A 2,333-nucleotide genomic window follows, 5' to 3' on the forward strand; every position below is an offset into this window, starting at 1 on the left:
AAAAACTCGTTTAGCCGACGATATTCAACGACTGCAAGCGGAAAAAGAGTATTTACAGCATGGACAGCATATAGGGGAGCAACAAGCGCTTGTGCGCCAGTTAGCCCAAGTTTTAGCAAATCATATATCTTCTCAACTACAATCCTCGCTGGAGAATTTAGCTACTCAAGCAGTACAGCGTGTTCCTGTTAAAAGAGATACTCTTAATCCAGTTGATAACCACCCTCGAAATATTACCCGCAATGCTGAACAACTCGTTGGTTCTCTAGATGACACCCTAACCATTGCCTTTAACACACTGCAACAAGAGCTTAAAAACTATCAAAGTAATTTTTCTCAACAGCTGTTACGGATGCAAAGTCAACAGCAACAAGGAGAAGCAATTTTGGCAGAGTTAGTTAATAGCCTCCGTGCAGAACTGGAAACAACAAGACAAACTCTCCCTTCTGCGTCTCCTTACATTAAACACGCTTCATTAGAGCAAAGTAGTTCCTTTGAGGCTCCAACTAACTCAGAACCAGACAGCAGTTCAGAAGAATCTCTGTCATTTCTTAACTCAGTAAAACAAATCAATCCAGTAAATTTCTTTACTGCTAGAAAAACTCCACGTAAGCAAACTCAGTCTCCAGATATTAATACCTCAGCACCAGAGAAAGAGCCATCAAGGCAGACAAAAGAGATGTCTCTAGGCTCACTGGGTTTATGGTTGATCGTATTATCAACTGCTGCTTCTTCTGTTTACAACGTAGCTCTTAAAGTCATTTTCCACCCAAATTTCTATATCTTTGGAGTTTTTGAGGTAGAACGCCTCATATCTCCAACGCTAGGGAATTCTTTATTAATTTTAATGCTACGGATGATGGTGGTTGTCCCACTGATGTTACTTCTGGCTCCTATACTGCATCCACGAATATGGCAAGATGTACAAAATCTGATTGACTCAGCACGGAATTATAACTCTACTGGGAACCCAAATACAAAGCAGGTGTTGGTATTATCAGTTTTGAGCGGGTGCTTTTTGTTTTTGTCTCAGGTGCTACTTTACCTTGCTATTGGTCAAGTACCCACTGGAATAGCAATCACACTTTTCTTTGTCTATCCGGTTTTCAGTGGATTGCTATCTTGGTTTTTGTTCCGGGATCGCCTTACTTCATATAGTGGTGGAGCAGTATCCGCTATTGGTTTGGGTGAGTTGCTAGTTTTGCTTGGTTCTACAAGCTCAGACATGGGTAATATGTCTTTGGGCGGTACCAGCGCAATTTTTTCGGGAGTGGCTTTTGGCTTCTATGTAGTTCTTACACGTATATGTGCTGCTAAAATACATCCAGTCACATTCACGTTAATGAACTTCGTGACTATGTTGCTGTTATCCTTTCTAAGTTTGATCGTGCCTTTACCAACGAATTGGAGCATGCAGATCAACCCCAATAAAGTACTTGAACTTATTTTAAGTGCTTTCATCTTGGGTTTACTAACACTCTGCGGCTATTTGCTGAACAGTCTTGGTGTTCGCAAAATAGGTGCAAACCAAGCAGCTATTTTCGGTGCGCTCGTTCCTGCTTTAACCGTAGTGTTTGCAGGATTGATTATTCAAGAAAGTTTCGGTCTGGTGCAGGTTTTGGGAGTTATGCTAGTCACATTAGGTGCGGCTGCTTTTAGCATAGAGAAAATCCGCAATCGGGTCAGACAATCCAGAAACGTAAGTTAGTTTTATTTTTTAAACACAATAAATTATTTAATTTTGTAGTCCTTTTAACATAAGTTATAAAGACAAATTGCTACCATTGGCAAGAATCTTGTCAAAAATGAGAGGTTTTTTGAACATTGAATAATCTCCTCTACTTGAGGTTTATTATTTCTTCAAATTCAGGGCGAAAGAGCATTTTCCAAAGCAGTGTGTTCACTTTCGACACACAAAAATTACTACCAAAGGCAGGGAGTGTCTCGTACTTCCGTTTAACTGAAAGAATTCTGAGCTGAAGCCTGAACCAGCAAGCGTAGTCCTTGCAAAGCTGTACTTAGCAAAACCCTTAGACACTCGATTTTTGCACCACGCCACTTGTGGTAGAAACTGGTGTGCCGCAGAAAGTTTTTTACACCTGCATGGAAAAAGCATCACCCAAAATCTCTCAGCTTGATCAAATCACATTTTTCTGATAGCTTCTGAAGTACCCTATACTTGATGATGCTAACCCGAGAAAGAGAAGTTCTGTGAGGGAGAAACTTTTCATGGTGGCAAGCTAATGTATTTGCTTTGTCAGCATATTCTCACCTTTGATCATGTGAATTTAAATTTTCTATGAAAAAAACAGAAATAACATAAGTGCCGAGAG

The 2,333-nt window shown here is 40.2% G+C and carries 1 protein-coding gene; it reads left to right on the forward strand.

The genetic code is table 11. From position 1 onward, the window contains the following. Window positions 1–1,708: DMT family transporter (locus G4P69_RS37125; protein ID WP_208354859.1), on the forward strand; the 1,708-nt coding region annotated here is incomplete at its 5' end. Window positions 1,709–2,333 lie beyond the last annotated feature (625 nt).

It is taken from the genome of Aetokthonos hydrillicola CCALA 1050 (genome assembly GCF_017591665.1).
Classification (GTDB): Bacteria; Cyanobacteriota; Cyanobacteriia; order Cyanobacteriales; family Nostocaceae; genus Aetokthonos; species Aetokthonos hydrillicola.